The organism is Geminocystis sp. NIES-3708, assembly GCF_001548095.1.
Taxonomy (GTDB): Bacteria; Cyanobacteriota; Cyanobacteriia; order Cyanobacteriales; family Cyanobacteriaceae; genus Geminocystis.
Map to the genome: position 1 here is coordinate 3,022,602 of NZ_AP014815.1, position 23,660 is coordinate 3,046,261.

A 23,660-nucleotide genomic window follows, 5' to 3' on the forward strand; every position below is an offset into this window, starting at 1 on the left:
AAAAAAGAAGCCGAGAGATAATATCCCGACTCCTCTTAATTTTTTGTGTTGAGGTTTTATGTTTAACCCAAACTACGACTATTCGACCTCATTTTTAAGAGGAATTCAAAAATTACAAATTAAACAACAGGCTTGAAACTAGGTACAACTAACTCGCTATCTTGTTTGGTTAACTTGTTATATAGTCTTTCAGTATTGGGGAAATTAGCCGCAGGTAAGGTAGGAAAACGGCGATAAGGCACAGTATCTTCACCAAATACTTGAGCATATTCCATACTACCAACTAAGGCACTAATAAAGGCACGGATACCTTCACTGGCTAAGATGCGGTTATAGTGCTGAATCTCTTTTTGATTCATCGGAGCACGACCTAAAAAGTGTTTTGTTCCTAACTCAATTACTTTAGTATTGGGGAAAGGTGCATAAAACTCTTTCAAATACAATTCAGAAGTACCTAAACCTTCGATAAACTCTTTGACGCTAATTTCGCCATTGCTGAGTTTACTTTCAAGATTGGTAAAGTTGGCACTAATGGTATAAGGTTCAACATCTCGCTCGAATATCTGACGATAAGCTGCACGAATAACGTTTTTAACCGCTACTTTGTCCGCATTATTGGTAAGTTTGAAGAGTTTAGTTTGTTCTCTTTGAACTGTTACCCCTTGATTTACACGATTTTTAACATCATTTTCACTACGGGCGGAAGAAACTTGTCCTAATTCAATGAATCTCGGTGTGGTTTCAACGTCAATTCTTTGTCCAATGTCTTCTCTTAATGTACCAACTCTGGCATTACGCATTTGTAGACCATTAGGGGTAACATAACGCTCGTAAGGTACAGTATCTTCCCCGAAGGCTTGATTATACTCAGGGCTATCAATAAAGGCATCAACTAAAGCGTAGAAACCTTTTTTAGAAGCAAGATCAAAGTAAGTATTCATTTCACTACGTCCGTAAGTCGGGCGACCTAATAAACGACGGTGAATGAATTCGATCGCCTTACAAACATAAAAAGGTGTCCAGTAAGTTTTTAAGAAAGTTTCAGATTTAGCTAACATACGGATAAAATCACGGAGACTGATGTCACCATTTTCTAGTTTAATTTCTGCTACTTTTAATCTTTGTCCTTCATAAACATCACGACCAAAAACTTGACGATAAGCGGCACGAATTACAGCTTGGGTAGAACTTTCACCGAATTTAACTCCCAAACCATTACTAGCACCGGGTAACTCGTTATTTAAACGAACTACTTTTGCTCCTAAACTTCCGGGATATTCACCGCGAGCGCTAGGATTACTATTTTGGTTGTTGATACCAGGACCACGATGAATTAAAATCCGTTTAGTATCTTTACTAAATGGTGCGGGGGCACTGCTAGGATTACGAGTTTCTTTCGGGAAAATAGCTCCAAATTGAATTTCTAAAGGATCATTTCCTGAACCATAAACGTGCTGATCTGGTAAGGGGCGATCGTACTTCGCAAAAGTAGTAATAAATTGAGGTACTTTACGGAAAGGTGCACTGTAACTGAATAAATCTTGTTGCATACCCCAGTTACGACACTCTTGAGCTTCTACCCCTAAACCTCTTAAATAAGGCACGGTTTCTTCACCGAAGTAGTCAGAATACTCTTGAGAGTCCACTAAAGCATCTACTAAAGCATTTAAGCCACCGCTAGACACGATGGAGAAGTATTTTTGCACCTCTTCACGGGAAGATGGTCCACGACCTAAAATATGACGGAAAGCCAATTCTAAAGCACGAGAATTGATAAAGGGCTCAAAGAATTGTTGACGATATAAAGGAGATTTTGCTAAACGACGAACAAATTCCTTCATAGAAATATCACCATTTTTTACCTGAGATTCAAGGTAAGAAATTGACTGAGAATAAGCACGAGTAATATCACGCTCAAAAATTTGACGATAAGCAGCTTTAACTACCGAAATTTTCTCAGAAGCTGATAATCCTGGTTTCATCACAAATTTAGGACGACGCTCAGAAGCATTAAAATAACTTTGAGGTAACTCTAAACCTTGAGCATCATCAGAAGGACGTTGACGAACTTTTGTGGATGGAGTAGGTGCTTTTAACTCGTTGATGAGAATTTCAAAATATTGAGTTAAAATTTCTTTGGCTTCTTCGTCATTTTTGAAGTAAGTAAGAGAAGAAACACGCATTTCTAATAAAGCAACAATAGTAGCATCAATAGAACAAGCATTTTCTAAAACTTCTCTTAAACCTCTAGTATTAACTACAAGGATATTAGGATCACCAGCGACTACGGCATAGCTAACATAACGTAAAAACCATGACATATCTCGTAAAGATTTAGCCATGTTGCTAGGACCATAACGGGAGATATTTATGGGGCGGAAACCAGCAGGAATTTTGCCAATACCGGGGTTAGTAAAGACAGATAATAAATTACCTAAAAACCCTCCTCCTTCACTACTGCCTTTGCTACTACCATCAACAAAAGTTTGGATAGATTGTTGAGCTGCTTTAATGTCAGCTGGTAAACCACCTACACTGGCGATCGCCCCTACAGATTCTTCCACAGGGGGTTTTTCCAAGAAAGACATGGGAGATCCACCAGTAAAGATGCGATTAGCCGCACGAGAAACGATTAGATCGGAGTTTTCGGTCAAAACTTGAGCAATCTCTAATCTTTTCGCCCCAGATTTAAAATAATTGTCTAATTCCCCTAACTCGTTGTTATCGAGAAAGCGATCTTGCTGTTCAGCTTGAATAATAGTTGAAACGGCAACGGTTTGGTATAATTGCGGCTTTGCTAAAGAACTACCGCCACTTGCTTTTATAGTCATTGATTATTTTTAATTTTAAAACCAAGTTTGATTATCAATTCATGGCATTGGACATTCCCACCATACAAATAGAGGGATTCTTGCTTTTTTTCTTCTCAACTAGGTAAAAGCCATGAGCATAACATATTACGCTCTGACAATCACCCCGTCAGATTAAATTCACAAGGGTTTTATTTTTACTTCCACTATATGCCCTATAGCTGAAGAATATAAATTTTGATTCTGTTGTTATAGATTAAATCTTTTTGGGGTTTCATAGTTAGTTTGTTAAAAATTGTTACAATTTCTGTTCGTATTTTTAAGATTTATGGATCTAAATGTAATTATTGTGATTGATTCATGGTCATTGTGCTGTGTAATGATTACATAAATGAATTAATTGACATTGATTACACAAGGGTTTACGAGCATTACATACTGCCCTGCCATGATAGATAATACTAATAGAAAAATTTTCCCAGTCTGGTTGTGGTAATAACTGCATTAAGTCTTGTTCAATTTGGACAGGATTATCTTTTTTAGTCAATCCTAGACGGTTACTAAGCCTTTTAACATGGGTATCGACTGTTACTCCTTCAATGATGCCAAAACCATGAGCTAAGACGACATTAGCTGTTTTACGAGCTACTCCTGCTAAAGTTAATAATTCAGGCATGGTTTGAGGCACATTACCGTTAAAATCATTAACTATTTTCAGACAAGCATTTTGAATATTTTTGGCTTTATTGCGATAAAAACCCGTAGAGTGAATTAAAGTTTCAATCTCTTGTCTGTCGGCTTTGGCAAAACTTGGGGCATCAGGAAATCTAGTAAATAAAGCGGGAGTAACTTTGTTGACTCTTTCATCAGTACATTGAGCGGACAAAATAGTAGCTACTAAAAGTTGTAAAGGCGTTTCATAATCAAGGCTACAGGTAGCGTTAGGGTAAAGTTGTTTGAGAATGGTTAAAATTTCTCGTGCTTTCTTTTTTTTACTGATTCTCATTAAATGGAAAATACCTTGAGAAATAAAAGTTTAAGACTGATGACAGACGAAATTCTACCCACTGAAAAGAATAAAATTTGATAAAGAATTGTGAGAAATCAATTTTAATAATATTTAAGTCAATTTTCTCCTAGTCTCCTAGTTTCATCTTCGCCAACAAATTAATATCGAACTGAGGTGAAAAATAGTAAATAAATAGTAAGGGTAATAAATTAATATACCCCTACAGAGTTTTGAGAACTATTAATTAAATAGCTTCTAAGTTTTTCTCCCCAGTTCTAATACGAATGGTTTCTTCAATGGGAGAAATAAAGATTTTGCCGTCGCCGATTTCCCCGGTGCGGGATGCTTGGACAACTTTATCTACAACCATATCCACTTGACTATCTTCCACAACGATTTCAATTTTGAGTTTTTGTAAAAACTCAACGGTATATTCCGAACCACGATAACGTTCAGTCTGTCCTTTCTGACGACCAAAACCTCTAACTTCAGAAACAGTCATACCAACAATTCCAGCATTGACTAGGGCAATTTTTACTTCATCTAGTTTAAAAGGACGAATAATGGCTTCTATCTTTTTCAAATTGATAACTCCTCTATTTTTTATTTATCTATATAACTTATACAATTTTCCTGTTATTTTCTAACATTGTTACTCAATCTATTTTTGTAAAAGTGATTACATTTAGTCAATAACCTCAGTTTTGATTGAGAACAGAAAAAGGTAAAATGACAATAAATTTAAGAAAAATACTGTCTATGAATACCTTAGAAGCTATTAAGAAAAGAAGATCTGTCAAACATTTTGATGCAAATCATGAAATGACGGCAACAGAAATTAATATTTTAATGGAACACGCTTTATTATCCCCTACTTCTTTTAATCTGCAAAATTGGCGTTTTGTTGTAGTTAAAGATAAAGTAATAAAACAACAATTAAAAGCCGCTTCTTTCAATCAAGCTCAAGTTTCTGATGCTTCTATTGTTATTGTTATTTGTGGTGATTTGAAAGCGTGGGCAAAAAATCCTCAAAGATATTGGAAAAATGCCACTGAAGATGTACAAGCTCAAATTGTACCAATGATTGGTGGATTTTATGAAAATAATCCTGAATTACAAAGAGATGAAGCCATGCGATCAGCTGGTATTGCAGGGCAAACAATTATGTTAGCGGCGAAGGCAATGGGTTATGATTCTTGTCCGATGATTGGATTTAATAGTAATAAAGTTGCAGAAATTATTAATTTGCCTGATGACAATATAATAGGTCTTATGATTGTTGTAGGGAAAGCTACTCAATCTCCTAAAAATAGGGCAGGACAATTGGATATGTCCGAAGTAGTATTTCTTGACCATTTTTAAGTTTAGTTAATCCTTTCTAAAAAGAAGTAATCTATCGGGGTGAATGATATTCCCCCAAAATAATTATCAATTAAATCAAACATGGTTAAATTTTTGGCTCTGGTTCAGGATTTTTTTAAAGATAGAAATTTTTTAAAGTTAATTCATATCACAGAAAATATTGTTTCTAAGTTTCTTTCTATTGCCCTTATTATCGTTATTTTTGTATCTTTATACGATTTAATGTTAGTTTTAATCACAGATTTATTTATAGAACCTGTGGGATTTTTTAATAGAACTTTAATAGAAATTTTTGGCTTTTTTTTAAATATATTAATTGCCTTAGAATTACTAGAAAATATAACAGTTTATCTAAGAAAACATATTGTTCAATTAGAATTAGTTTTAACTACGGCTTTAATTGCTGTTGCTAGAAAAATTATTATTTTTGATCCTAATAAATATGAAAAAATAGATTTAATTGCTCTAGGAATTGCAATTGTTTGTTTAGCAGTTAGTTATTTTTTAATTCGTTATAGTCATAATGAAAAAAAGTTTTGATTACTTTCTTTAATTATGAATTAATCGTTGTATAAACTTGCTGATAATATTTTTGATAATCTGCTGATAAAAGCGATTGCCACCATTGTGGATTATCGACATACCATTGTAAAGTTTTTCTTAAACCTGATTCTACTGTTGCTTTTGGTTTCCAGCCTAATTCTTTTTGTAGTTTACTGCTGTCAATGGCGTAACGGTGATCGTGTCCTGCTCTATCTTTCACGTAAGTGATTAATTCATTAGAGGGTTTTATGGGCAAATTGGGGGCGATTTCATCCATAATTTGACAGATTAATTGTACTAAATCAATATTTTTTACTTCATTATTACCACCAATATTATAAGTTTCTCCCGATTTACCTTTATTTAAAACTACATCTAAGGCACTACAATGATCTTGAACATATAACCAATCACGAATATTTTGCCCATCGCCATAGACTGGTAAAGGTTTACCTAAAAGAATGTTAATACACATCAATGGAATAAGTTTTTCAGGAAAATGATAAGCACCGTAATTGTTCGAGCAGTTGGTGATAATTGTGGGTAATTTATAGGTATGATAATAAGCCCGTGCTAAGTGATCACTTCCTGCTTTTGATGCAGAATAAGGGCTATTGGGTGCATAAGGTGTATTTTCTGTGAAAGGAGGATCATTTATGTCTAAACTGCCATAAACTTCATCGGTAGAAACATGAAGAAAACGATATTCTGGAGGTTGATTTTTTTTCTGCCAATAATGACGAAAACTCTCTAATAAAGTAAATGTGCCGATTACATTAGTTTGAATAAAAGCAGAAGGTGTTAGAATTGAACGATCTACATGGGATTCTGCGGCAAAATGAGCGATGGTAGTTATTTTTTCTTTTTCTAACAAATTATCGACTAATTGGCGATCGCAAATATCACCATGAATAAAAGAAAAATTAGGATTATTTTCAAGATTAATTAAATTTTGACGATTTCCAGCATAGGTGAGGGCATCTAAAACAATTATTTTGTCTTGGGGATGATTTTCATACCAATAATTAACAAAATTAGAACCAATAAACCCTGCACCACCGGTAACTAAAAGATGTTTGCTCATAATCAATAGTCTAAAGAATCATTACTTAATCATTGTTAATTCTTAATGATTTCTTGTCAATTTTTAAGTATTTTTACTGATATTTATTTCAAATAACATACTTGTTTGTCATTATTTTTGCTGAGATATGAGTTATCATCTCCATAAGACAATTTAAGTTATTACACTGAAAATAAAAAAAATTAAGTTTATGAGTTATAACTCAAACAAAAAATCAGAGAAAATACCGCAAATAGAAACAAAATCTCAAAACTCTCTTTCATTATGGGATAACTCCTCAGAAGTGGATCAAGAAAACATTGACAAAGTTAAAAGGCAATGGCAGAGAAAACAACATCAAACATTTAAACGTATTCGTTATCAGGAATCTCAAAATAAAAATATTAAGACGATTGTCTCGAGTTTTGTCGGTGTAACTTTAATTGCTTTGGCTTTTCCTCATGTTGCTAATTGGTGGGCAATAGGACAAAATGTCATAACAGAGTCATCTTCGGAAGAAATAGTAGAGGATGGTAGTGAAAAAGGCAGATTTTTGAATAAATTAAATGATTTAAAACAAGATAAAAAAGGTGAAACTAATTCAGAAAAATTACAAAAAGAGAAAGAAAAAATAGGAAAAAAAGCCACGATGGCAGAACAATTAGAAGAAAGTCTTGATACTATCCAGAAAAATAGAAATGATTTGAAAAAAGCCATCGAGCTTTCTGATAGTAAATAAGTAGAATTAGAAACAGAAACAAAATAAATTTGACATCAAAAATAAAATATAATGGTAAAGATTAAGCAAAGAAAAGGTAAAGGTTCATCTTTTTCTAGTTTTTTAGTCTTTCTTCCTCATGTTTCATAATTCCTAATTCCCAATCGTTTATGGCTAATTCAATTATGTATCAAGAAGATGGTTATGTGGTTTTAGAAACCAATAAACCAGAAGAATTAATGACAGAATCGGAGTTATTAAAAAAAATAGAATCGGTTTTGATAAATCAGTCAGACTTATTTCCTGATATAGCTAAATTTAAGACAATAGAAGAACAAGCCAGATATTTATTACATAACTATTGTGAATTTAATCCTGATGATGATAACTATTTACAATGGTATGTAGTGCGTTGGGAAAAAAAATAACGATGAGTTGCTTTACTAATTTTGCCATTACCTTTGCCCCTCTTTCGGTTACTGAAGTTTATCAATTAGCAGATAATGCTTCTAATGGGGCGATTGTCGTTATGAGTGGTACAGTGAGAAATCAAACGGAAGGAAAACCAGTTAAATATTTAGAATATCAGGCTTATGAACCGATGGCGATTAATATTTTTCAGCAAATTAAGGATGACATTATCAAAAAATGGCAAGATACCAATACTATAATTATTCATCATCGTATTGGTAAACTAAGTATCGGAGAAATTAGTGTCTTAGTTGCTGTTGGATGTCCTCATCGTGGAGAAGCTTTTTCAGCTTGTCAGTATGCCATTGATACTTTAAAACATAACGCTCCCATTTGGAAAAAAGAACATTTTGAGGATGGTGCTAGTAGTTGGGTTAGTATTGGTATGTGTGAACAGTTAACCAACAATTAAATTATATTAGTTATTGGTTATTAAACAACTTTTGCAAACTCAGTTAACAGGAAAGATAATTGATAAAAACAAGTCAACAATTGATTTTTAATTTCTTTTTTTGGAGAGATCTATTTGTTAATTGTTAATTGTTAATTGTTAATTGTTAATTGTTAATTGTTAATTGTTAATTGTTAATTGTTAATTGTTAATTATTAATTATCTACCTCTAAAAAGCCATTATAAGCCTCCATACCATGTTCTCCTATATCTAAACCTAAATATTCTTCTTCTTCGGAAACTCTTAAGCCAAGAATAACTTTTAATAAATTCCAAACTAAAGTGCTAAATATAATCATCACAACACCTACGCTGACAATACCTAATAATTGAATGCCTAATAAGTTTAAACTTCCACTACTAAATAATCCTGCGATGTCTGGATTCTTGGTAATATTAGCGTCAGCAAATAATCCCAAAGCAATTGTACCCCAAATACCATTAACTAAATGTACTGATACTGCACCTACAGGATCATCTATTTTTAAACTATCTAATAAATAAACAGCAAAAACAACTAAAATTCCAGCTAATGCACCAATGGTAACGGCACTACCATAACTCACCATAGAACAACTGGCGGTAATTGCCACTAATCCTGATAAGATACCGTTAATACTTAAAGATAAATCTGGTTTTCCAGCTAAAACCCAACTGCTAACTGTAGCAGTAATTGCTCCTGATGCCGCCGCTAAATTTGTCACTACTGCAATATAAGCAATATTTTCTCCTACAGCCATAGTTGATCCAGGATTAAAGCCAAACCAACCAATCCAGAGAATAAAGCATCCTAATGTTGCGATACTAAGGTTATGACCGGGTAATGGTATTATTCCTCCATCTTTCTGATATTTTCCCAATCTAGGTCCTAGTATAATTGCTCCTGTCAATGCAGCCCAGCCTCCTACAGAATGCACTACCGTTGAACCTGCAAAATCTTGAAATCCTGATTTTTGTAGCCATCCGCCCCCCCATATCCAATGACCAACAATGGGATAAGCGATCGCCACTAATAAAAAACTAAATAAAACAAAATCAATAAACTTAATTCTTTCCGCCACTGCACCAGAGACAATTGTTGCGGCTGTACCTGCAAATGCTACTTGAAATAAGAATTTTGCGGCTAAAGGTACTCCTGTCCAATTCAAAGCACTATAAACCCCTTTATAAGCATCTCCTGTAGCTGGACTATTATCAATTCCATTAAGAAAAAATCCTTGTAGTCCCATAATACTATTGCCATCACCGAACATCAAACTAAAACCGATTGCCCAAAAAGCGATAGTTGAGACGGCAAAAACAATCAAATTTTTAGATAATAAATTGACTGCATTTTTACGACGACAAAAACCAGTTTCTAACATAGCAAAACCAGCGTTCATAAATATTACTAAAATAGATGCTAATACTACCCAAAGGGTGTCTAAACCAACTCTTAATTCTCCAGTGATAGATTGTAAATCTTGAGAAGGTTCTTGAGCATACACCGCATAGCTAGAAGAAAGAAGCAAAATAACACTTAAAAGAAGACAACCTTGCCAACTAGACGATTGTTTTATTTTCTGAATAATTAATTTAATTTTTTTCTGCTTAGTTTTACTTTTGAACATAATCCTCACCTAAATTTTAACTTGACTATTATAAAGGATATAAACCATAACATTTAGCATCAATTTTTACAGATATTTATTTAAAAATTTCAAAAAATAGGGCTTTAAATTGGTTTACTATAAATCATAATTAATTGTCTTTGAGGATTATATACTTCTACAGGAATTTTATATTTAGCATTGATATACTTATAGTTCTTTTCCACTTGATTTATATGAGTACTAATCTGTTTTTCTTGCTCTATATTATTCGTTAATTTTGTCACCGCTGATAAGGAAGCAATTTTCTGTAAGTATTTATCTGTTAAAAAAACTTTAACACTTTCTTTACTGACATTAAAAGTACAAATCTCCTCAGTATTTTTACAGATCTTTATCAATTCTTGTTTAATTTCTTCCCTTGTTACTGCTTGTTTTAATTCAGATTTTGCCATTATTAATTGTTTACTAGCACTAGATTCTAAGTCAGTTATTTCTTTTTTTGCTAAAACCTCTGAAGGAACTTTTTTTAATAAAGAAATCGCTTCTTGCCATAATGAAACGGCTTTTGTCCATTGATTATTTTTTTGAGATTCTTTGGCTAATTTGATTTTTTCTTCTGCTTCTTTTTTAATATTTAAAGCATCTTTTTCTTCATTTATTTTATTTTGAACTTCGATAAGTTTTTGCAAATAATTTTTTAAAGTCGCATCTTTTTCTCGATAAGCATTAGTTTGCTCAGGAATTGATTCTATTGTTTTGATAGCTAATTGCCAATTTTTTTGTAGATTCTCCAACTCTGATAAATTAGTGACTTGTGTTTGTTGATTTTCAATATCTGTTGCTATTGTTTTTCCTTTACTTAATAATTCATTACCTTGTTTTTCTTGACTAATGTTTTGATCAATTAGCTGTAATTTATTATTATAAATATTTATTTTTTTTTGCTTATAACTATCTAATTCTTCTATATTTATTTGATTAATAATTGTGATAGCTTCGTTAAAAAAATCTTTAACACGATTCCATTCATCTAAAGATAAAGGTAAATTTTTACTTACAGTTTCAGCTGTATCTACTGATTTTAAAGCCACTAATAAATTATCTAATTGTTCAACTTGATTTTGATAATCTTTAATTAATAAATTTGCATTATCATAAGATTTTGACCAAAAGGGAATGCGTTTTAAATCATTAATGCCATTAATTAAACTTAATTGTAACTCTTTTATTTTTGTTTCAGTTAAATCTTGAGATTGATTTTTAAATGAAGAAGAAATAGAAGTTTCGGTTGTGGTTATCAATTCGCAATTACCGATGACACAGGGACGAGTAAAATAATAAAAAATACCAATTGTACCTAAAGAAATAATACCTAAAATCAAGAGAATAAAACTAACAGAAAAATTAGCAGAAATATATTTTTTACCAGCTTTTAATAATAATTCATTTTGATTAATAACATCATTATTTTCTTGAGAATTAAAATAAACATTATCTGTATTATCGAAATTACAAATTAAAAAATCATCGATAATTTGATAGCTATTAATTACTTCTTTAATTTGATTAATAATTTCTATTAAAATATTTTCATCAACGTCACTAATTAAAATCACCAAATAATTATTTTCTTTAAAACAGTCTATTTGTAAAGAAAAATCAAAAGTTAATTTGTTATTAATAGCTTCATAAAAGGCTTTTTTTAAAGTTTGATAATCAATATTATTACCGATAGCTGTGTTAATCATAGTGAATTTAATAAGTGGAAGATATATTATCTTAATTTTAATTATTGATAGGTGAAATAGTACGAATCATTTTGAGTATTTGTAGTAAAAAAATCTTTTGACGCAATTCTGAATTTATATTAGGAGGAAAAGGATTTGTAACTATTTTTTCTTGCAATAAAGCATATTCTTCTACCGTTAAAGGTTTATTATCAATAGGAGATCGTGCTTCAATAATAATTTCTGTGGCTAAAATTTCTTCTGGAGTATCATTTTTCGGTGGTAAAGCAGAAACGGCAAAATTAGAGATTAATAAACTAGAGATTAAGGTTAAACTGGCAAAGAAAAAGTTAATCATAATGTATTATAACAATACAAAAAATTCATCAAGATAATAAGCAAAAAATTAGACTTTATCGGAAATTTTAAGCTATATTATACTATTAATCGATCAACTACAGGGAAAGTAAGGAGGTAGCTATTTCAGAACAACTAAATCTGACAGTCAGTCTTAGAGGTACTCGTGAAGTCAAAAAAAATTGCCAAGTCTTTCATTTACTAGGTCAATTAGATGCTTTTTCTGAACCAACATTTCAAAGAGTTATATTAAGCTATACAAAAGAGAGTGCTAATCAAATAATCTTAGATTTATCACAAATTGATTTTATTGATAGTTCAGGGTTAGGTGCTTTAGTGCGTATTGCAAAACATATGGATGGTATTAAAGGAAAAATGCAAATTGTCAGTAACCCTAGAGTAACCCAAACTGTCAAAATGGTGAGACTAGAGAAGTTTCTTAACTTGAAAAATTCTCTTGATGAGGCACTAAAAGATATATAGTAATTAGATTTAAAATTAATTTCCAGCTTTGTCTATCAAAAAAAACGACTTTGAATCCCAAAATTCCCCTCAATCTGAGCCTCAGAATGAGGTTATTCCCTACTGGAAATTGATGTTTAATGGCGAAATATCTGCCTCATCTTTACAACAAATCTCTCCAGTGTCCTTTGCTTATATTGGTGATGCAGTATATGAGTTATATATTCGTACTAACTTTTTACTGCCCTCCAAAAAAATTTCTGACTATCACCACAAAGTAGTTGAAAAAGTTAGAGCAGAATCACAAGCTTCTTATTTACAAAATTTATATCCTTTATTGACGGAAATTGAACTAAACTGGGTTCGTAGAGGCAGAAATTCAGTTAATAAATCTCCTCGTCGTTTACCTTTACAAACCTATCAACAAGCCACAGGTTTAGAAACATTATTAGGTTATCTCTATATTTGCGATCGCCCAAGACTAGAGTATTTACTATCACAAATAAAAATATACTAACGGAAAGATTTAACTATACCTAAAAGCTGACTACTGAAAGTTGATAGTTAACACCGCTAAAAGTCTCACAACTCTGATAGTAAATTTTCTATATTATTTCTGAAATTATAAAATTTATATGAATCTTTTTGCACAAGAAAAGTTATTATTTACTCCAGCACAAAAAAATCTTAATCCTATTCCTTTAATTTTTGCTTTTCCTAATGAATATACCGTAGGAATTACCAGTTTAGGTTATCAATTAGTATGGGCTAATTTTTCCTTAAGAGATGATGTTGTGGTAAGTCGTTTATTTATGGATGTCCATGAGAATTTACCTCGAAATCCTGAATTAGTTGGCTTTTCTTTTTCTTGGGAATTAGATTATGTTAATATTCTTAATTTATTAGAATTTTTAAATATTCCTATTTATGCAAAAGATAGAAATGAAAATCATCCTTTAGTATTTGGTGGTGGACCTGTATTTACCGCTAATCCTGAACCTTTTGCTGATTTTTTTGATATTATTTTATTAGGTGATGGTGAAAATTTATTAGGTAATTTTATCGATAGTTACCAACAAATTAGACAGAGTAATCGCAACCAAAAACTAACTCATTTAGCTCAAACTGAAGGTGTTTATATCCCTAGTTTATATTATATTAACTATCAAGAAAAAGATGGTCAAATTGAAAGTATAAAACCAGTAAATAATCATATTCCTGAAACCGTAGAAAAACAGACTTATCGAGGAAATGTTTTATCCGCTTCAACCGTTGTCACAGAAAAGGCGGCATGGGAAAATATCTATATGATAGAAGTGGTGAGAAGTTGCCCTGAAATGTGCCGTTTTTGCCTAGCAAGTTATCTTACCTTACCATTTCGTACCGCTAGTTTAGAAGCTTCCTTAATTCCTGCTATTGAAAGAGGTTTAAAAGTTACCAATCGTCTAGGTTTATTAGGTGCATCCGTCACCCAACACCCTGAATTTGAGAGCTTAATGGATTATTTATTACAACCAAAATTTGATGATATTCGAGTAAGTATAGCATCAGTACGGACTAATACTATAACGGAAAAATTAGCGGAATTTCTTACAAAACGAGATACTAAATCAATAACTATAGCAATTGAGAGTGGTTCTGCGAAAATTAGGCAATTAATCAACAAAAAGCTCGAAAATGAAGAAATAATTCAAGCCGCCATCAACGCTCAAGCAGGGGGATTAAAAGCACTTAAATTTTATGGTATGGTAGGCTTACCAGAGGAAGATTTATCCGATATTGATGCCACTATTGAGATGATGGCACAGGTAAAAAAAGTCGCTCCAAAATTAAAAGTAACCCTTGGATGCAGTACTTTTGTTCCAAAATCTCATACTCCTTTTCAATGGTTTGGGGTTAACTCTGAAAGTAAAAAAAGACTGCAATATTTAGAGAAAAATTTACGTAAAATAGGTGTAGATTTTCGACCTGAAAGCTATAGTTGGTCAGTAATTCAAGCTCTTATATCTCGTGGCGATCGCCGATTAAGTAAGTTGTTAGAATTAACTCGTAATTATGGCGACAGTTTAGGTAGTTATAAACGGGCATTTAAGGAGTTAAAAGGAGAAATACCAAGTTTGGATTATTATGTTCATGAAAATTGGCAAATAGGACAAGTTTTGCCTTGGCAACATCTAAAAACGGCGTTAAGTGAAGAAACATTAATCAAACATTTACAGCAAAAATAATAAATTAATAAAGTTGCCCTGAAGTGCGAGGTTTTAAAGCTAAAAATTTTGATAACATTGGAGATGATCACTGATAAGACTTAATTTATTGTCTATATCGATGGAAATTTTAATAGTAGAAGACGAAAAAGAAATCGCCCAACTGATTCATAATTGTCTTGCAAGAGAGGGATTTCAATGTTATATTGCTTATGATGGATTATCTGCCCTTGAAAATGCTAAAGTCATACAACCAGATTTAATTATTTTAGATCTTATGTTGCCGAAACTTGACGGTTTAGAAGTATGTAATCGAGTTAGAAATTTAGGAATGACAAAAGATCCTTATATTCTCATGTTAACAGCAAAAGGAGAGGAAATTGATCGGGTGATTGGGTTATCGACAGGGGCTGATGATTACCTTGTAAAGCCTTTTAGTCCAAGGGAATTAGTCGCGAGGGTAAGAGCTTTATTACGGCGTAGTATGCGTCACGGGGGACACGCTCAAATTAATGAAACTCCTCACTTTACTTTAAATTTAGATGAACATAGTGCCATACGTCAATTAGATGATGGGCAGGAGGAAATATTAGATTTAACTGCTTTAGAGTTTAATTTATTAGTCGCCTTTACTAATTATCCCGGAAAAGTATGGAGTCGTACTCAATTAATTGATAAACTTTGGGGTGCAGATTTTTTTGGTGATGAGAGAGTTGTTGATACTCATATTCGTCGTTTACGAAAAAAAATTGAGCCTAACCCTGCACAACCTACTTTTATCAAAACTGTTGTGGGAGTTGGTTATAAATTTGAAGACGATGATAAAAGATAATTAACTATTCAAAAAATTTAAGTATTTTAAGTTTAAAAACGACCAGCGATAATGTTCTAAATCAGTTTTGATGACGTCTATTTTCATGATTTTTTTATTTTCACATTTAAGTTATAATAGATAGATTACTTATTACTTATTAACTTCCAGCCTCCTCCCTTGGAGGCTGTTTAGTTTATTCTTAATCTTTTCTTACTATTATTTACTGATAATATAGCTACACTAAAAACAAGCTCATAATATTTGGTAATAAGGCTTATTTTTATGAATCAGTTAAATGAAACCTTTAATCAACACATTGAAATAGAAGATGATCGTACAGGTTTAAGTATTCCTACTTTAAGAAGAGCGATCGCAGACAATTTGTTTTATGTACAAGGAAAATTCCCTAGTATTGCCACAGAAAATGACTATTATATGGCGTTAGCTTACACCGTCAGAGATCGACTATTACAAAGATGGTTAGCTTCTAGCAATAGCTATATTGAAAATAAAACCCGCATGGTGTGTTATTTATCCGCCGAATTTTTATTAGGTCCTCATTTAGGTAATAATTTAATTAATTTGGGAATTTATGATCAAATTCATCGGGCTGTAGAAGAATTAGGCTTAAATTTAGATATATTAATTGCTCAAGAAGAAGAACCAGGATTAGGAAATGGTGGTTTAGGAAGACTTGCCGCCTGTTATATGGATTCCTTGGCAACCTTAGAAATTCCTGCTATTGGTTATGGAATTCGTTATGAATTTGGCATTTTTGATCAAGAAATCCGTGACGGTTGGCAAGTAGAAATCACCGATAAATGGTTACGTTATGGTAATCCGTGGGAAATTTGCCGTCCGGAAATCACCTATGAAGTAAAATTAGGTGGCTATATTGACCATTATACTGATCACAATGGTAATTATAGAAGTTATTGGCATCCCGATTTAGTAGTAAAAGGAGTTGCTTATGATACTCCGATTCTTGGTTATCAAGTCACAAATGCGAACACTTTAAGGTTATGGAAGTCTGAAGCACCCGAATCTTTTGATTTTCAAGCCTTCAATGTCGGTAATTATTATGGTGCAGTAGATAAAAAAATTGTCTGTGAAAATATCAGTAAAGTTTTATATCCCAATGATGAACAATTTGAGGGGAAACAGTTACGATTAGAACAACAGTACTTTTTCGTTTCTTGTTCTCTCCAAGATATGATTACTCTTCATTTGCTTTATGGGGGAAAAATTGAAACTTTCCATGAAAAATTTGTTGCCCAACTTAACGACACTCATCCTTCCATCGGTGTTGCAGAATTAATGCGTTTATTGATCGATGATCATAAATTAAATTGGGAAAAGGCATGGAAAATCACTACTCATACCTTTGCTTATACTAATCATACTCTTTTACCTGAAGCTCTTGAAACTTGGGGATTAGATTTATTTGCTAAAGTTTTACCTCGTCATCTGGAAATTATTTACGAAATTAATCGTCGTTTTTTGGAAGAAGTCGCTCTAAAATTCCCTAACAATCAGGGTATTATTAACAGTTTATCTTTAATTGGCGAAGGAGATCGCAAAGTTGTCCGCATGGCTAATTTAGCTTGTGTAGGTAGTTTTGCTATTAATGGAGTAGCGGCGTTACATTCTCAATTATTAACAGAAACTGTTTTGCATGATTGGTATCAATTATCTCCTCAAAAATTCAGCAACAAAACTAATGGTGTTACTCCTCGTCGTTGGATAGTTTTGAGTAATCCTCGTTTGACGAATTTGATTAGCTTAAAAATTGGTACACATTGGATTAAAAATCTAGACGAATTACGTAAGTTAGAAGAGTTTATCAATGATGATATTTTTTGTAAATCATGGCGACAAGTAAAAACTGACATCAAAAAAGATTTAGCACAAAAGGTTAAACAACAACAAAAAATTATTCTCAATCCTGAATCCTTATTTGATATACAAGTAAAACGAATTCACGAATATAAGCGTCAACATCTCAACGTTTTACATATTATCACTCTCTATAATCGTCTCAAAAAGAATCCTAAGTTAGATATTGTACCTCGTACTTTCATCTTTGGTGGTAAAGCCGCACCGGGTTACTTTATGGCGAAATTAATCATTAAGTTAATTAATTCTGTGGGTGAAGTTGTCAATAATGATCCTGATATACATGATCGCCTTAAAGTTGTATTCATCCCTGATTATAATGTTACCAATTCTCAAAGAATTTATCCTGCCGCCGATTTATCTGAACAAATTTCCACAGCAGGAAAGGAAGCGTCAGGCACTGGTAATATGAAATTTTCCATGAATGGGGCTTTGACAATTGGCACTCTGGATGGTGCTAATGTTGAAATTCGAGTGTGTGTCGGGGAAGAAAACTTCTTCTTATTTGGTTTAACTACCCCAGAAGTTGCTCAAATAAAAAATAATGGTTATAATCCTTGGCATTATTATCAAAATAACGCATCTCTCAAAGAAGTAATAGATCAAATCGCCTCTGGTTATTTCTCTCACGGTGATTATAATCTCTTTAAACCTTTTGTTGATTCTTTACTTTATGATGATCAATATCTTCTTTTAGCTGATTATCAATCATATATAGACTGTCAAGATCGAGTTGCTGAGGTTTATCGTAATAAAGAACATTGGGCTAAAATGTCTATCTTAAATGTAGCACGTATTGGAAAATTTTCCAGTGATCGTAGTATTCGTGACTACTGTAAAGATATTTGGAAAGTACATCCCCATCCTGTTGAATTAATTGATTTATGCCCCGATGGACAATGTCGTCTTAGAAATTAAAACTTTCTTAAATAAAATTAATATAGCATTTCCACAGGAAGCAGGGGGGGGGAAATCACAAGAAAAATACGTAATATTGATAGGTTTCACATTTTATGAATGCCCTAATCATATCGTTTGTTGTTATAGACATCTCGAAAAATAAAAAATACAATCAATTTTATGAATAATTATTCTAATAATGCTACGGTTTTAGAAATAAATCCCTATATTATTATCAATAATCAAGGTCAAATATCTCCTCATTTTGAGTTAACAAAAAATCAACATATTCTGGGGCGAGATCCTCAATTTGCTGATTTATTAGTTCCCTCCGATTGGTTTGTTATTAGTCGTTATCAGGCTATTATTCATAAAATTGATAATGAATATTATATTTATGATGGCAATGGAAATACTCCTAGTAGTAATAAACTGTTTATTAACAATTATTTAATTACTCCCCATGAAGGTTATCGCTTAAATAACGGTGATATTTTGAGAATTGGACAAAATTTAAATGTTTTAGTTACTATTCAATTTTTTAATCCTCATAAAAATTTTAGTTTTGAAAATATTAATAAAAAATCAATTTCTCTTAAACAAAAATCAACGGTTTTAGGTAGAGATGAAACAGCAAATTTTCCATTAATTGCTCCTACAGTTTCTCGTAAACACGCCGTAATTGATTATCAAAGTGAGGGAAAATATATTTTATATGACTATAGTAGTAATGGAGTATTTGTTAATGATGTAAAAGTTCATGGAAAAATTGAGGTAACTTCAGGATCTATAATTAAAATTGTTCCTTATACCCTAGTTATTCAAGGAGATGAATTATTAATTGCTGATGATGGAGATAATATTCGTTTAGATGCTGAAAATATTTCCAGAATTGTTAAAGATAAAAAAGGAAAATCTATCACATTATTAAACAATATTTCTTTACCGATTGAGCCAGGACAATTAATCGCTTTAGTGGGAGGAAGTGGTGCAGGAAAATCAACTTTTATGCGTACTTTATTAGGTATTGAACCTACGACTTCAGGTACAGTTTATTTAAACGGCGAAAGTTTAAGAAATAATTTTAATATTTATCGTAATCAAATTGGTTATGTTCCACAATCTGATATTATTCATCGAGATTTAAAAGTAGAAGAAGTTTTAAGATATACTGCTAAATTAAGGTTACCTACAGACGCTGATATTGATTCAATTATTGAGCAAACTTTACAAGATATTGATATGCTAGAAAGGCGTGATGTCATTATTAAAAATTTAAGTGGTGGACAGTTAAAAAGAGTTTCTATTGGAGTAGAATTATTAGTAGATCCTAAGCTATTTTTTCTTGATGAACCTACTTCTGGTTTAGATCCTGGTTTAGATAAAAAAATGATGCAATTACTCAGAAAGTTAGCAAATCAAGGAAGAACAGTAATTCTTGTTACCCATGCAACCACCAATATCAACCTTTGTGATCGCCTTGTTTTTTTAGGTCAAGGAGGTAATTTATGCTATTTTGGTAATTATGAAGATGCCATAAAATTCTTTAATTTAACAACAGGTGATTTTGCAGATATTTATATTCAATTGGAAAAAAAAGAAGCAGTTTTTGATGCGGCAATTCAATTTAAAAATTCTCAATATTATACTAAATATATTACTGAGAAATTAGGAACTGATCATGCAAGTAAAGTAAAAGTAAAACCTGAAAAAGTTAAAGGTAATTTTCTGCAACAATTATTAATTTTATGTACTAGATATTATCAATTAATAATTAGAGATAAAGTTAATTTAATCATATCTTTATTAACAGCTCCTATAGGAGTATTTTTGATAGATTTAGCGATTAAAGAAAAAGAACCTTTCATTTTAGGAAATAAAGCCGATCCTTCTCTTGCTCCCTTAGCTCAAACTGTCTTATTTGTTTTTACTTCCGCCGCTATTTGGGTTGGTTTAGCTACATCATTACAAGAAATAGTAAAAGAAAATGATATTTATTTAAGAGAAAGGTTAGTAAATCTCAATTTATTTGCCTATTTAAAGTCAAAAACAATAATTTTAAGTGCATTAGCATTTTTACAAACTATCTTGATGGTAGGAGTAATTTGTATAGCTTTTTCTCCACCTGAATCCCAAACAATTTCATGGTTAATAGGTGTTAGTCTTACTACTTTTTTGAGTATTTTTGCTTCTATTAGTTTAGGTTTAATGATTTCAGCTACCGTAAAAAATAGTACTCAAGCTAACAGTGCTTTACCTTTACTTTTATTACCACAAATTATTTTTTCAGGAGTGTTATTTAAAATTCAAGGTGTTGGTAAATATTTATCATGGCTGATGATAAGTCGTTGGTCTGTAGGAGCTTATGGTTCACTGGTTGATCTTAATAATTTAGTTCCAGAAGTTAAAATTTTACCTGATGGTACAAAAATTGAAGCTCCTTTCAAAATCACTGAAGTATATAATCCTGATAGCAGTAACTTAAGTTTAAACTGGAAAATTTTAGTATTACATAGTGTTGTCTATTTAACTCTCACATGGATGATGCAAAAACGAAAAGATATTCTTTAACCTTTCTTGTCACTTTCCATTTGTCAAATAATTATTAGACCTCTTGCAAAATAAAAATTAAAATCTACTTAAGGTAAGAAATTATTAATTTTAATAACCATTGCCTGACTTATGCAACAAGTCTATTGTTAGTAATAAATCCTATGATTGATCGTATTTTAGAACCCGAAGTAATGGATAATGATACAGAAGCCTTTGAATATGATCAAATGGACTTCACAGAAGTTAATACTGATTTTGCCTTATTAGCCAGTAAATTAAAAGGAAAAGAAGCGAAAGTATTAGATATTGGCACAGGCACAGCACAAATACCCATTATTCTGGCAGATTTACAACCAAAATGGCATATTATCGCCGTTGACTTAGCAGAATCGATGCTTAAATTAGCTAGACAAAATATTCAAAAAGCTGGAAAATCTCAACAAATTGCTGTAACTTTGGTTGACGGCAAAAAAATGCCCTATGATGATCATCATTTTGATGTGATAATGTCGAATAGCTTAGTTCATCATATTCCTAACCCTTTAGATTTATTCAGAGAAATAAATCGAGTTGTTAAACCTCAAGGCAGTATTTTAATTAGGGATTTATTACGCCCTAAATCTGAAAATGACATTGAGGAAATATTAAAACGAGCTAATTTAGACTATAATCCCCGTCAAAAGCAGTTATTCAAAGATTCTCTACACGCAGCCCTAACCTTAGATGAAATGAAGGAAATAATATCCCAAATTGGTTGGCATAATGCCAAAATATATCAATCTTCTTCTCGTCATTGGACTTTAATAATAAATCAAAAACTGGAGTTATAAATCATCAATTACTTAGGGCTTTTAAGAAACTTTTGATTGAACCAAAAAACCCTAAAGATAGACTAGATTTTTGATTATTTCCTTCTTCATTTTCCCCTGCTAAAATTCTATCTAATGTTTCACCCAAAGGTTTTTGGGATACTTCTGCTATTAATTGATAATTTTCTTCCCCTTCTTTTTCCTGCCAAATTTGCCATAGATTAGGATAAGTGCGTATTACCACTGCTGATTCTAATGGTCTAAAATAATAGCAAGATTCTAAAATGCTTAAAAATCTCTCTCTTAACTGTCTCGCAGCGTAACCAATTCCTACAATGGAGACGTCTTCTAATTGAGGTATTAATAATATTACTGGGCGATCGCCAGCAAGATTACATAATTTTTCTACCAAAGAAACTTCTACTGCCGAAGGAGAAACTACTAAGAACAATTGATCTGTATCACTGATTTTAGTCTCAACAGGAGTGCGACTACTACCAATATCGGTAACTTTAAATTCCGTCTCACCCCATTCTCTTCTCGCTAATGCAGCCGCACCTGTATCAGGAAAAATGACTTTTAAACCCATGCCATATTCATCTTTGAATAATTGGGCAAATTCTAAGGCTAAATACTGAGCTTTCAAGGCAATTTCAGGAATAACTAAGTCAACGGTAATACGATTACAACCGCTATCTAAGGCAACTTTTAACGCTGATTTTGCTTGTAAAATCGTTTCTTCTAAAGTTTCAGGAATAGTCATAAATAATTAGGAATTAAGATTTGGGAATTAAGATTTAGGAATTAAGAGTTAATTTTCTTCTAGTCTCTTAGCCTCCTTTCCATTTGTCTTTTTTTCAACAATGATCTGAAATGATATAATATCACGTTGGCACTTTAAGAAAAATTTTATTGTAAATGACTAAAACAGCGTGGGTATTTCCTGGACAAGGTTCACAAGCTCAAAATATGGGTGCAAATTTACAAGATAATGCGATCGCCCAAGAAAAGTTTGCTCAAGCAGAAGAAATTTTAGGTTGGTCTGTGGTAGAAATATGTCAAGGTGATGAAGAAATTTTATCTCGTACTCTCTACACTCAACCTTGTCTTTATACCATTGAAACCATTTTAGTTGATTTATTAAAAGCGGAAGGAAAAAACCCTGATGTCGTTGCAGGGCACAGTTTAGGAGAATATGTCGCTCTTTATGCGGCTGGGGTTTATGATTTTACCACAGGGTTAAAGTTGGTAAAAAAACGAGGGGAGTTAATGGATAAGGCGAAAGGTGGGAAAATGGTAGCCTTAATGAAATTTGATAGAACAATACTAGAAACCGTGATAAATACGACAGAAAATGTCGTTATCGCCAATGATAATAGTGAAAGACAAGTAGTTATTTCTGGTGAACCTAATGCAGTGGATTTAGCCGTAAGTGAAATAAAAGCTAAACTAGTTGTGCCGTTGAAAGTTTCAGGTGCTTTTCATTCTCCCTTAATGGCGATCGCCGCTTCAGAATTTACCCAAGTTTTAGAGGGAGTTAATTTTAATACTGCTGATGTCCCCATTTTAAGTAATATTGATCCTAATCCTAGCACCGATGCAGACACCATTAAACAACGCTTAATTAAACAAATGACAGGGGGGGTTCGTTGGCGAGAAATAATGCTAGAGTTGCCCTTACAAGGTGTCTCGGAAGTGATAGAAGTAGGTCCGGGTAAAGTCTTATCAGGATTACTTAAACGCAGTGTTAAAAATCTAAATTTAATTAATTTTGATGGATAATAACTAACCTTTAATATTATCATTATTTATGTAACTATTTATTATTCATTGTTAATTATTCATTGTTAATTGTTAATTGTTAAACTGTTCATTGTAAAATAGCTACTATAACGATTAAATTGTGAAGGATAGAT

Annotated in this window: 21 protein-coding genes; 13 read left to right on the plus strand and 8 right to left on the minus strand. The window is 32.1% G+C overall.

Features of this window, described 5'->3' with window-relative positions:
• Positions 1-119: 119 nt before the first annotated feature.
• The 3 genes from GM3708_RS13265 to GM3708_RS13275 form a co-directional block, all read right to left on the minus strand.
• A complete protein-coding gene (locus tag GM3708_RS13265) occupies positions 120-2,831 on the minus strand; it encodes a phycobilisome rod-core linker polypeptide (RefSeq protein WP_066347888.1) in 2,712 nt (903 codons plus the stop codon).
• Positions 2,832-3,174: 343 nt separating this feature from the next.
• Positions 3,175-3,816, minus strand: coding sequence for an endonuclease III (gene nth, locus GM3708_RS13270; protein ID WP_066347890.1), 642 nt, complete (start codon positions 3,814-3,816; stop codon positions 3,175-3,177).
• Positions 3,817-4,063: 247 nt separating this feature from the next.
• Positions 4,064-4,402, minus strand: a complete 339-nt coding sequence (locus GM3708_RS13275; RefSeq protein ID WP_066347892.1) for a P-II family nitrogen regulator — start codon at positions 4,400-4,402, stop codon at positions 4,064-4,066.
• A 146-nt stretch (positions 4,403-4,548) separates the two neighbouring features.
• On the opposite strand from GM3708_RS13275, the gene GM3708_RS13280 reads away from it, so the two are divergent.
• Both GM3708_RS13280 and GM3708_RS13285 read left to right on the plus strand, forming a co-directional pair.
• Positions 4,549-5,181: a nitroreductase family protein gene (locus GM3708_RS13280; protein WP_231932950.1), complete on the plus strand. Its 633-nt coding sequence runs from the start codon at positions 4,549-4,551 to the stop codon at positions 5,179-5,181.
• An 81-nt stretch (positions 5,182-5,262) separates the two neighbouring features.
• Entirely contained in the window at positions 5,263-5,721 is a 459-nt protein-coding gene (locus GM3708_RS13285) for a phosphate-starvation-inducible PsiE family protein (RefSeq protein WP_066347896.1), read from the plus strand.
• Positions 5,722-5,734: 13 nt separating this feature from the next.
• Here GM3708_RS13285 and rfbB read toward each other — a convergent pair whose 3' ends face one another.
• On the minus strand, positions 5,735-6,808 hold the full coding sequence (gene rfbB / locus GM3708_RS13290; RefSeq protein WP_066347898.1) for a dTDP-glucose 4,6-dehydratase: 1,074 nt from the start codon (positions 6,806-6,808) through the stop codon (positions 5,735-5,737).
• A gap of 190 nt (positions 6,809-6,998) precedes the next feature.
• Here rfbB and GM3708_RS13295 point away from each other — a divergent pair, with 190 nt between their 5' ends.
• From GM3708_RS13295 to GM3708_RS13305, 3 genes are all read left to right on the plus strand, one after another.
• Positions 6,999-7,526, plus strand: a complete 528-nt coding sequence (locus tag GM3708_RS13295) for a hypothetical protein (protein ID WP_066347900.1) — start codon at positions 6,999-7,001, stop codon at positions 7,524-7,526.
• A gap of 149 nt (positions 7,527-7,675) precedes the next feature.
• On the plus strand, positions 7,676-7,933 hold the full coding sequence (locus tag GM3708_RS13300) for a chlororespiratory reduction protein 7 (protein ID WP_066347902.1): 258 nt from the start codon (positions 7,676-7,678) through the stop codon (positions 7,931-7,933).
• A complete protein-coding gene (locus GM3708_RS13305; RefSeq protein WP_066347905.1) occupies positions 7,903-8,388 on the plus strand; it encodes a molybdenum cofactor biosynthesis protein MoaE in 486 nt (161 codons plus the stop codon). The genes GM3708_RS13300 and GM3708_RS13305 overlap by 31 nt, the downstream gene beginning before the upstream one ends.
• Before the next feature lie 194 nt (positions 8,389-8,582).
• Here the strand turns inward: GM3708_RS13305 and GM3708_RS13310 are convergent, their stop codons facing one another.
• From GM3708_RS13310 to GM3708_RS13320, 3 genes are all read right to left on the minus strand, one after another.
• Positions 8,583-10,037, minus strand: coding sequence for an ammonium transporter (locus GM3708_RS13310; protein WP_066347908.1), 1,455 nt, complete (start codon positions 10,035-10,037; stop codon positions 8,583-8,585).
• Positions 10,038-10,141: 104 nt separating this feature from the next.
• Positions 10,142-11,767 carry a hypothetical protein gene (locus GM3708_RS13315; protein ID WP_066347913.1) on the minus strand — a complete coding sequence of 542 codons (1,626 nt, stop codon included), beginning with the start codon at positions 11,765-11,767 and terminating at the stop codon, positions 10,142-10,144.
• A 37-nt stretch (positions 11,768-11,804) separates the two neighbouring features.
• Positions 11,805-12,104 carry a hypothetical protein gene (locus tag GM3708_RS13320; RefSeq protein WP_066347918.1) on the minus strand — a complete coding sequence of 100 codons (300 nt, stop codon included), beginning with the start codon at positions 12,102-12,104 and terminating at the stop codon, positions 11,805-11,807.
• A gap of 140 nt (positions 12,105-12,244) precedes the next feature.
• Between GM3708_RS13320 and GM3708_RS13325 the strand changes: the two genes are divergently transcribed.
• The 7 genes from GM3708_RS13325 to GM3708_RS13355 all read left to right on the plus strand — a co-directional run bounded on the left by GM3708_RS13325 (position 12,245) and on the right by GM3708_RS13355 (position 21,765).
• Positions 12,245-12,586: an STAS domain-containing protein gene (locus GM3708_RS13325; RefSeq protein ID WP_396229672.1), complete on the plus strand. Its 342-nt coding sequence runs from the start codon at positions 12,245-12,247 to the stop codon at positions 12,584-12,586.
• 112 nt (positions 12,587-12,698) lie between these two features.
• The gene (locus GM3708_RS13330; protein WP_066349476.1) at positions 12,699-13,082 is read left to right on the plus strand and encodes a Mini-ribonuclease 3; all 384 of its coding nucleotides are present in this window, start codon (positions 12,699-12,701) and stop codon (positions 13,080-13,082) included.
• A gap of 118 nt (positions 13,083-13,200) precedes the next feature.
• Positions 13,201-14,793, plus strand: a complete 1,593-nt coding sequence (locus tag GM3708_RS13335) for a radical SAM protein (RefSeq protein ID WP_066347922.1) — start codon at positions 13,201-13,203, stop codon at positions 14,791-14,793.
• A gap of 100 nt (positions 14,794-14,893) precedes the next feature.
• Entirely contained in the window at positions 14,894-15,604 is a 711-nt protein-coding gene (locus tag GM3708_RS13340) for a response regulator transcription factor (RefSeq protein ID WP_066347924.1), read from the plus strand.
• 264 nt (positions 15,605-15,868) lie between these two features.
• Positions 15,869-18,400 (plus strand): glycogen/starch/alpha-glucan phosphorylase, encoded by a 2,532-nt coding sequence (locus GM3708_RS13345; protein WP_066347930.1) that lies wholly within the window; start codon positions 15,869-15,871, stop codon positions 18,398-18,400.
• Between the two features lie 162 nt (positions 18,401-18,562).
• Entirely contained in the window at positions 18,563-20,953 is a 2,391-nt protein-coding gene (locus GM3708_RS13350; protein ID WP_066347934.1) for an ATP-binding cassette domain-containing protein, read from the plus strand.
• Between the two features lie 146 nt (positions 20,954-21,099).
• The gene (locus tag GM3708_RS13355) at positions 21,100-21,765 is read left to right on the plus strand and encodes a class I SAM-dependent methyltransferase (protein WP_066349477.1); all 666 of its coding nucleotides are present in this window, start codon (positions 21,100-21,102) and stop codon (positions 21,763-21,765) included.
• A gap of 4 nt (positions 21,766-21,769) precedes the next feature.
• On the opposite strand, the gene GM3708_RS13360 is transcribed toward GM3708_RS13355, so the two are convergent.
• Complete coding sequence (locus tag GM3708_RS13360; RefSeq protein ID WP_066347935.1) at positions 21,770-22,507, minus strand: DUF1995 family protein; 738 nt, start codon at positions 22,505-22,507, stop codon at positions 21,770-21,772.
• Between the two features lie 155 nt (positions 22,508-22,662).
• Between GM3708_RS13360 and fabD the strand changes: the two genes are divergently transcribed.
• Positions 22,663-23,526: an ACP S-malonyltransferase gene (gene fabD, locus GM3708_RS13365; protein ID WP_066347938.1), complete on the plus strand. Its 864-nt coding sequence runs from the start codon at positions 22,663-22,665 to the stop codon at positions 23,524-23,526.
• Positions 23,527-23,660 lie beyond the last annotated feature (134 nt).

Bases quoted from the DNA above. Each gene is read 5' to 3' on its own strand.
- GM3708_RS13265 (WP_066347888.1), bottom strand. From the start codon at position 2,831: ATGACTATAAAAGCAAGTGGCGGTAGTTCTTTAGCAAAGCCGCAATTA.
- nth (WP_066347890.1), bottom strand. From the start codon at position 3,816: ATGAGAATCAGTAAAAAAAAGAAAGCACGAGAAATTTTAACCATTCTC.
- GM3708_RS13280 (WP_231932950.1), top strand. From the start codon at position 4,549: ATGACAATAAATTTAAGAAAAATACTGTCTATGAATACCTTAGAAGCT.
- GM3708_RS13285 (WP_066347896.1), top strand. From the start codon at position 5,263: ATGGTTAAATTTTTGGCTCTGGTTCAGGATTTTTTTAAAGATAGAAAT.
- rfbB (WP_066347898.1), bottom strand. From the start codon at position 6,808: ATGAGCAAACATCTTTTAGTTACCGGTGGTGCAGGGTTTATTGGTTCT.
- GM3708_RS13295 (WP_066347900.1), top strand. From the start codon at position 6,999: ATGAGTTATAACTCAAACAAAAAATCAGAGAAAATACCGCAAATAGAA.
- GM3708_RS13300 (WP_066347902.1), top strand. From the start codon at position 7,676: ATGGCTAATTCAATTATGTATCAAGAAGATGGTTATGTGGTTTTAGAA.
- GM3708_RS13305 (WP_066347905.1), top strand. From the start codon at position 7,903: ATGGTATGTAGTGCGTTGGGAAAAAAAATAACGATGAGTTGCTTTACT.
- GM3708_RS13310 (WP_066347908.1), bottom strand. From the start codon at position 10,037: ATGTTCAAAAGTAAAACTAAGCAGAAAAAAATTAAATTAATTATTCAG.
- GM3708_RS13315 (WP_066347913.1), bottom strand. From the start codon at position 11,767: ATGATTAACACAGCTATCGGTAATAATATTGATTATCAAACTTTAAAA.
- GM3708_RS13320 (WP_066347918.1), bottom strand. From the start codon at position 12,104: ATGATTAACTTTTTCTTTGCCAGTTTAACCTTAATCTCTAGTTTATTA.
- GM3708_RS13330 (WP_066349476.1), top strand. From the start codon at position 12,699: ATGTTTAATGGCGAAATATCTGCCTCATCTTTACAACAAATCTCTCCA.
- GM3708_RS13335 (WP_066347922.1), top strand. From the start codon at position 13,201: ATGAATCTTTTTGCACAAGAAAAGTTATTATTTACTCCAGCACAAAAA.
- GM3708_RS13340 (WP_066347924.1), top strand. From the start codon at position 14,894: ATGGAAATTTTAATAGTAGAAGACGAAAAAGAAATCGCCCAACTGATT.
- GM3708_RS13345 (WP_066347930.1), top strand. From the start codon at position 15,869: ATGAATCAGTTAAATGAAACCTTTAATCAACACATTGAAATAGAAGAT.
- GM3708_RS13350 (WP_066347934.1), top strand. From the start codon at position 18,563: ATGAATAATTATTCTAATAATGCTACGGTTTTAGAAATAAATCCCTAT.
- GM3708_RS13360 (WP_066347935.1), bottom strand. From the start codon at position 22,507: ATGACTATTCCTGAAACTTTAGAAGAAACGATTTTACAAGCAAAATCA.
- fabD (WP_066347938.1), top strand. From the start codon at position 22,663: ATGACTAAAACAGCGTGGGTATTTCCTGGACAAGGTTCACAAGCTCAA.